Source organism: Hypericibacter sp., from assembly GCF_050729195.1.
Lineage (GTDB): Bacteria > Pseudomonadota > Alphaproteobacteria > Dongiales > Dongiaceae > Hypericibacter.
Genome location: NZ_JBOHKS010000056.1, coordinates 1 through 7,374, shown reverse-complemented (window position 1 = coordinate 7,374; position 7,374 = coordinate 1). Strand labels below are relative to the sequence as shown.

Below are 7,374 nucleotides of genomic sequence, written 5' to 3'. Positions count from 1 at the left end.
CTTTTGAGCTTGGCCGGCGTGCGGACCTCGATCCCGTGATGCTCGGCCAGGTGCTGCACCGGCGAGGGCTGGTCGTGCTGGCCGCGGCCCGCGGGCCGCGGCGGCTGGCTGTAGACCGCCGCGATCTGGTGCCCCGCCGCGATCAACGCATCGAGCGCCGGACCGGCGAAGTCGGGCGTGCCCATGAAAGCGAGCTTGAGCGGGGTCATGGGAGCTGGCCGACGAAGGAAGGCACCCTCACCCTACCCTCTCCCTCACCGCGTGAGGGAGAGGAAAGAGGAAAAGCGGAAGAGATGAGAGGATGAAGCCTCGCAGGCTTTTCCTTCCTCTCCACCCGCGCAGCGGAGGGTAGGGTGAGGGGGGCGTCAGCCAGCGGACTCGCTGTGAGCCGCGTCATCGTCATTGCCCCCGCCCCCCGCACGGCCGTCAGAGCACGTGGTCGCGGGTGGGGGCCGGCGGTGCCTTCTTCGCCTTGAGGAGCTTGCGCAGGATGATGTTGCGCTTGAGGGCGGTCAGGTGGTCGATGAAGAGGACGCCGTCGAGATGGTCCATCTCATGCTGGATGCAGGTCGCGAGCAGACCCTCGGCCTCCATCTCGATCGTCTTGTTGTTCTCGTCGAGATAGCGAACCTTGATCTTCGCCGGCCTTGTCACATCGGCGTAATGCTCGGGCACCGAGAGGCAGCCCTCGTTATAGACCGCGTCCTCGTCGGAGACCCAGAGCAGCTCCGGATTGGCCATGCGCAACGGCCGCGGCGCCTCGCCTTCATGGGCGAGGTCGAGCACGATCACGCGTTGCAGCACGCCGACCTGGGGCGCCGCCAGCCCGATGCCGGGCGCGATATACATCGTCTCCAGCATGTCATCCATGAGCTTGCGCACGCGCGCATCGACCTTGGCGACGGGCGCCGCTTTCTGGGTCAAGCGGGGATCGGGAGCGACGATGATCGGAAGCAGGGCCATAAGGTCGGAAATGCCGGATTTCGGGTCCAATTGCCCCCTCTAGGTATGGATCGCGCCGAGCCGCGTCAAGCCGCGGTTTTCCGCGGGTTTGGCCCGGTTCCCGGGCCATGGTAGGGTCGGATTCACGCGCCCCGAATCGAGGTCTGCCCCCGTCATGGCTGCCTGGCCGATCGACCCCTTCCTGATCCTGGCCATCGTCGCCCTGCTGGTCGCGGGCGGCCTCGGGATCGCCCTCTTGCGCCGGTCCGGTAACAGCGGCTCGCAGATGGCCGAGCTCACCGGCCGCTTCGACCAGATGGCCCGCGCCCAGAGCGAAGCGCAGGCGCGCCTGACCGAAGGCATGCAGGCGCAGGAGCGCGCCCTATCGGCCGCGGTCGAGCAGCGCCTCGCCCAGCTCGGCGACCGGGTCGGGCTGCGGCTCCAGGAATCCTCGACCCAGGCGCAAGCCTCCCTGACCGAGCTCAAGGAGCGGCTCGCCGTCATCGACGCCGCGCAGAAGAACATCGTCGAGCTCTCGACCCAGGTGGTGGGGCTCCAGGACATCCTCTCCAACAAGCAGGCGCGCGGCGCCTTCGGCGAGGTGCAGCTCGAAGGGCTGGTGCGCGATGCGCTGCCGCCCGCGAATTACGAGTTCCAGGCGACACTCTCCAACAACCGGCGCGTCGACTGCCTGCTGAAGCTGCCGAACCCGCCGGGCTCGATCGCGATCGATTCGAAATTCCCGCTCGAGGCCTATCGCGCGCTGCGCGAGGCGAAGGACGAGGCCGCCGTCAAGCTCGCGCAGCGCGACTTCCACACCACCGTACGCAACCATGTGATCGCAATCGCCGAGAAATACATCCTCCCGGGCGAGACCGCCGACTGGGCGGTGATGTTCCTGCCGAGCGAGGCGGTCTATGCCGAGCTCCACAGCAACTTCTCCGGGCTGGTCGAGGAATCGCTGCGACGGCGCGTCTCGATCGCCTCGCCCAGCACGCTGATGGCGCTCCTCACCACGATCCGCGCGGTCCTGCGCGATGTGCGCATGCGCGAGCAGGCGCACGAGATCCAGCGCACGGTGGGGCTGCTGCTCGAGGATGTGCGCCGTCTCGGCGAGCGCGTCGGCAAACTGCAGACGCATCACGACCAGGCGGGCAAGGATCTGCAGGACATCGTCAAATCGACCGATCAGATCCAGCGCCGCGGCGAGCGCATCAAGGAAGTCGAGATCGAGGAAGGCGGCACGGCGGCGCCCAAGGCCGCCCCGCTGCCGGCGCCCGATATCTTGATTGCCAAACGGTAAGGGCCATCTATGGCGGAGCGCCACTATCGGTTGACATCCAGGGTTCGACAATCGGTTTGGTCGCAATAAAGATTAACAACGCCGACGGCGCGGGTGTGGGCCCGGCCGAACGAGAAGAAAAACAGGGAGCGGATTATGATGTTGGGTGGGTTTTCGATCTTCGTCATCGTGCTGTTTGTCCTGGCGGTCTTGTTGCTCTTCGCGGGTGTCAAATCGGTGCCACAGGGGAGCGAATGGACGGTCGAGCGGTTCGGGCGCTACACCAAGACGCTGCGGCCCGGCCTCAATTTCATCATCCCGTTCTTCGACCGGGTCGGCACCAAGATGAGCATGATGGAGACGGTGCTCGACGTGCCGACGCAGGAGATCATCACCAAGGACAACGCCATGGTGAGCGTCGACGGCGTCGTGTTCTACCAGGTGCTGGATGCGGCCAAGGCCGCCTACGAGGTGCGCCAGCTCCAGATCGCGATTCTCAATCTCGTCATGACCAACATCCGCACCGTGATGGGCTCGATGGATCTGGACGAGCTCCTGTCGCAGCGCGACAAGATCAATCTCCAGCTCTTGCATGTCGTCGACCAGGCGACGCATCCCTGGGGCCTCAAGGTCACGCGCATCGAGATCAAGGACATCGCGCCGCCGCGCGATCTGGTCGAATCCATGGGCCGGCAGATGAAGGCCGAACGCGACAAGCGCGCGGCCGTGCTCGAGGCCGAGGGCTTGCGCCAAGCGCAGGTGCTGCGCGCCGAAGGCGAGAAGCAGGCGGCGATCCTGCAGGCCGAGGGCCGGCGCGAAGCCGCCTTCCGCGATTCCGAGGCGCGCGAGCGCGCGGCCGAAGCCGAAGCCAAGGCGACCCAGATGGTCTCCGAGGCGATCAGCAAGGGTGACATCCAGGCGATCAACTACTTCATCGCGCAGCGCTATGTGGATGCGATCGGCCGCTTCGCCGATTCGCCCAACCAGAAGCTGGTGCTGATGCCGCTCGAGGCGTCGAGCGTGATCGGCGCCATCGGCGGCATCGCGGAGCTGGCCAAGCAGGCTTTGTCGAAGCAGGGAGCGGGACCGTGGGAGAAGAAGTAACTTCATTCCTCCAGGGGAACGTCGAGTTCTGGCATTGGTGGGTCCTCGCCGTCCTGCTGATGCTGCTCGAGGTGCTGGCGCCGGGTACGTTCTTTCTCTGGCTCGGGCTCGCCGCCGGGGTCGTCGGTCTGCTGCTGGTGCTCCTGCCGAATCTCGGCTGGCAGTTTCAGGTCTTGATCTTCGCCGTTCTGTCGATCGCGGCGGTGTTCGCGGGGCGGGCCTGGCTCAAGCGCCATCCGATCAAGACCGAGGATACCGGCCTCAACCGGCGCGGCGATGCGCTGATCGGACAGGTCTATGAGCTGGCCGAACCGATCCATACCGGCCGCGGTGCCGTCCGGGTCGCCGACACCGTCTGGCGCGCCGAGGGCCCCGATCTGCCCAAGGGTTCCCGTGTGCGCGTGATCGCGGTGCAGGGCACGACGCTGAAGGTCGAAGCGGCGTAAGCAACAGGAACGGTCTCTCCCTCAGCGCCTGCAAGCCCTTCCCCCTGTCATGTCCGGGCTTGACCCGGGCATCCAGCCTCGCCGGCCCTGGATCGCCGGGTCAAGCCCGGCGATGACAGAGGGGTGGGCATCGGCATGATTAAATGTGCGGCGCCCGCCCCTCTCTTGTCATGCCCGGACTTGATCCGGGCATCCAGTCTTCTGTCGGGATCGCGACAACTCCCGCCCTGGATCGCCGGGTCATGCCCGGCGATGACAGCCGAGGGGGAACTGCGCGCGCGGAGAGGACCTATGACGCGAGGGAAAACGACCACCCCTCCTTTCCCTCCGCCATCCCGCCTCCAATCGGGTAAGTTTGCGGTTCCCTTTGGAGGCATTGGCGTGGCGGCGAAACAGAACTGGCTGAAACTCAACGAGCAGGATTCGGTGCTGGTGGCGCTGGCGGATCTGCCGGTGGGCACGGATGTCGGCGACGGGCTGACCGTGAGCGAGACCATTCCGCGCGGCCATAAGCTCGCGCGCCGCGCGATCGCGGCCGGCGAGCCGGTGATGAAGTTCGGAATCCCCATCGGCATCGCCACCAAGCCGATCGCGGCCGGCACGCATATCCACACTCATAATCTCGAATTCCAGACGATGCGCGTGAACTGGCGCCTGGGCGGTGCCGCGGCAACGCCCAAACCCGCCAACCGCTCGGTCGGATTCGACGGCTTCAAGCGCGAGGATGGTCGTGTCGGCACGCGCAATTATCTGGGCGTGCTGACGACGGTCAATTGCTCGGCGACGGTGGCGCGGCTGATCGCCGACCGCTTTCGGCGCGAGGTCGATCTCTCGGGCTTTCCGACGATCGACGGCATCGCCTCCCTCACCCATCACCAGGGCTGCGGGGCGCGCGGCGACGGGCCCAACATCGCGCTGCTGCGCCGCACGCTGGCCGGCTACGCGCATCATCCGAATTTCGCCGGCGTGCTGGTGGTGGCGCTGGGCTGCGAGGACAACCAGGTCCATGACTTCATGGCGAAGGCGGGCCTGCATGCGAGCGAACGCCTGAAGCCCTTCATCATCCAGGAGGAAGGCGGCACCGAGGCGACGGTGCGCGCGGCGATCGACGCGCTCAAAACCATGATCGAGCCGGCGGCCGCCGCGAAGCGCGAGCCGGTCGGCGCGGAAAATCTGGTCGTTGGATTGCAGTGCGGCGGCTCCGACGGCTTCTCGGCGCTGACGGCCAATCCGGCGCTGGGCAAGGCGGTCGATCTCCTTGCAGCCGCGGGCGGCACCGGGATCCTGAGCGAGACGCCCGAGATCTACGGCGCCGAGAGCCTGCTGCTCGCGCGCGTGACCGACCCCGCCGTGGGCGAGAAGCTGATCGAGCTGATCCGCTGGTGGGAAGAGCATGCGAGCCACGACAATGGCAGCCTCGACAACAACCCCTCGCCCGGCAACAAGGCCGGCGGCATCACCACCATCCTCGAGAAGTCGCTGGGGGCGGTCGCCAAGAGCGGCAGCTCGCCTTTGACCGCCGTCTATCGCTATGCCGAGCCGATCACGGCCAAGGGCGCCGTCTTCATGGATTCGCCGGGCTACGATCCGGTCTCGGCCACGGGCCAGGTGGCAGCCGGCGCCAACCTCGTCTGCTTCACCACGGGGCGCGGCTCCTGCTTCGGCTGCAAGCCCGCGCCCAGCCTCAAGCTCGCGACCAACACGCCCATGTATCGGCGCATGAAGGACGACATGGACATCAATTGCGGCGAGATCGTCGACGGCACCGCCTCGATGGACGAGATGGGCGAGCGCATCTTCGACCTCATGCTCCGCACCGCCTCGGGCCAGAAAACCCGCAGCGAAGAGCTCGGCTATGGCGACGAGGAATTCGTGCCGTGGAACTACGGGGCAACGTACTGAGCGATCGCGTCTGTTCCCCTCCCCCTACCCCCTCCCGCAAGGGGAGGGGGCTCGAACTAACAACAACCGCGCTCTTTCTCCGATCGTAAATCCAGCGAAGGGAAGAAAAATCCACGCCCCCTCCCCTTGCGGGAGGGGTAGGGGGAGGGGTTAGCGTAGAACTCGCTCGAAGCTTAGAAGTAGAGCGAAGCGATCACATCAACTAAGGAAGGGGCGGCGCACCGGTCAGTAGTTCCGGATATTGCCCTGGCTCACCATGCCGTCGCCTTCGACCTTGCCGTCCTCGACCCATTGGATCCCGGTCGCGGCCTTCTTGATGCCGTAGCAGGACTTCTTCGGGTCGGTGCCGTAGACGAAGCACATCTCGTTGCCCTCCACCGTCCATTTGCCGGTGTAGTCCTTGCCCTTGATGGAGCCGTCGGCGCCATAGAACTCGGAATAGGCCATGCCGTCATTCATCTTGCCTTCGACGGTCATGTTCGAAACGGTGCTCTTGATCTGATCGCCGGTGAGCATGTCGTCGGCGAAGCTCACGGTGGCGGCGAACAGCAGCGGTGCCGCCAGCGCGGCCGCCGAGAGGAACAACACGATTCTGCGGTTCATGGACATTCCCTGTCTCCCTTGCGGTTGTGTCGAGCCGGAAGTCCCGCCGACCGATCGACGGGCTTCCGTTGGAGAAGAGATGGGACCACGCCGCCGCATGACGGCGAGTTCACGTCCGATCAAGTTGATGTGATCGCTTCGATCGACGCGACACCCCTCCCCCTACCCCCTCCCGCAAGGGGAGGGGGCGTGGTTGGCGAGGATCTCGCTCGAAGCTTTGAAGTAGAGCGAAGCGATCAGACAGGTCAGGGGGAGGGGCAGCCGCGCGGTTACCGCCTAGTACCTGACGCGCACCGCGTAATTGAAGGTGACCGAGCCTTCCGCCGGAACCGTGACTTCCCAGCGCAGGCGGTTCGAGTTCACTTCCTCATGCTTGGCGCTCTCGCTGAGGATCTTCCAGGTGCCAGGGACGTCCTCGACCAGCACCACCGTGACCGGCTCCTTCTTCGCGTTCTTGAGCTCGACCTCGTAGGCGCTCTCATAGACCGAGTCCGAGATCTTCTCGTATTTGGTCTGGCGCGCATGGGCGGTCACGTCGAAGGCCTGGCCCAGGGTGAGGCGCACATCCTCGTTCTTCGGCGTATGGTCGATCGCATCCTCGCCGACGAACTGCACCTGGCCGTCGCTGTCGGCCTTGTAGACGCGGATCGTGCCCTTGGGCAGCGGCATGCCCATATGCGAGGCATCATTGTTCACGAAGCTGACATAGACGGTCGCGTTGACCCGCTCCTGGTCGCCGATGTCGTAGGTGTAGCCGCGCGCCGTCAGGTTGGTGAAGCGGAACTCCTTGTCGACCGGCACCGAGGCGGCGCTCAGGAGCGCCACCTGCTTGGTCTGGTTCTCGGCAATCGTGGTCGGCCGGCCCAGCGTGTAGAGGTGATATTCGAACAGCGCCTCTTCGGTCATGGCCTGCTCGGCGGCCGGCGCCGGGGCCGCGGCCATGTCCATCGTCTTCATCATCGCTTCCTGGACGCGATGCACGTCGCCCGCCACCAGCTGCAGCTTGGCGTCGCGATAGGTGGTGCCGCTCTGGTTGGTGAGCGTGACCCAGCCATCGATGTCGAGCGTCTTCTCGTCCGGGCTGAGCGAGGCCAC

Annotated in this window: 7 protein-coding genes and 1 pseudogene; 4 read left to right on the top strand and 4 right to left on the bottom strand. The window is 65.7% G+C overall.

Going from position 1 to position 7,374, the window contains the following annotated elements:
• A pseudogene (locus ACREE8_RS04440) lies at positions 1 to 209 on the bottom strand (methionyl-tRNA formyltransferase); the annotation flags it as partial.
• A 217-nt stretch (positions 210 to 426) separates the two neighbouring features.
• Positions 427 to 963 (bottom strand): peptide deformylase, encoded by a 537-nt coding sequence (gene def, locus ACREE8_RS04435; protein ID WP_431571769.1) that lies wholly within the window; start codon positions 961 to 963, stop codon positions 427 to 429.
• Positions 964 to 1,117: 154 nt separating this feature from the next.
• Between def and ACREE8_RS04430 the strand changes: the two genes are divergently transcribed.
• The 4 genes from ACREE8_RS04430 (at position 1,118) to ACREE8_RS04415 (ending at position 5,676) form a co-directional block, all read left to right on the top strand.
• A complete protein-coding gene (locus tag ACREE8_RS04430; protein ID WP_431571768.1) occupies positions 1,118 to 2,245 on the top strand; it encodes a DNA recombination protein RmuC in 1,128 nt (375 codons plus the stop codon).
• Between the two features lie 135 nt (positions 2,246 to 2,380).
• Complete coding sequence (locus ACREE8_RS04425; protein ID WP_431571767.1) at positions 2,381 to 3,328, top strand: SPFH domain-containing protein; 948 nt, start codon at positions 2,381 to 2,383, stop codon at positions 3,326 to 3,328.
• A complete protein-coding gene (locus ACREE8_RS04420) occupies positions 3,313 to 3,774 on the top strand; it encodes an NfeD family protein (protein WP_431571766.1) in 462 nt (153 codons plus the stop codon). Before ACREE8_RS04425 ends, ACREE8_RS04420 begins: the two co-directional genes overlap by 16 nt.
• A gap of 381 nt (positions 3,775 to 4,155) precedes the next feature.
• Positions 4,156 to 5,676 (top strand): UxaA family hydrolase, encoded by a 1,521-nt coding sequence (locus ACREE8_RS04415; RefSeq protein ID WP_431571765.1) that lies wholly within the window; start codon positions 4,156 to 4,158, stop codon positions 5,674 to 5,676.
• A gap of 225 nt (positions 5,677 to 5,901) precedes the next feature.
• Here ACREE8_RS04415 and ACREE8_RS04410 read toward each other — a convergent pair whose 3' ends face one another.
• Positions 5,902 to 6,279, bottom strand: a complete 378-nt coding sequence (locus ACREE8_RS04410) for a hypothetical protein (protein ID WP_431571764.1) — start codon at positions 6,277 to 6,279, stop codon at positions 5,902 to 5,904.
• 276 nt (positions 6,280 to 6,555) lie between these two features.
• On the bottom strand, positions 6,556 to 7,374 hold an 819-nt coding region (locus ACREE8_RS04405; RefSeq protein WP_431571763.1), incomplete at its 5' end, for a DUF4139 domain-containing protein.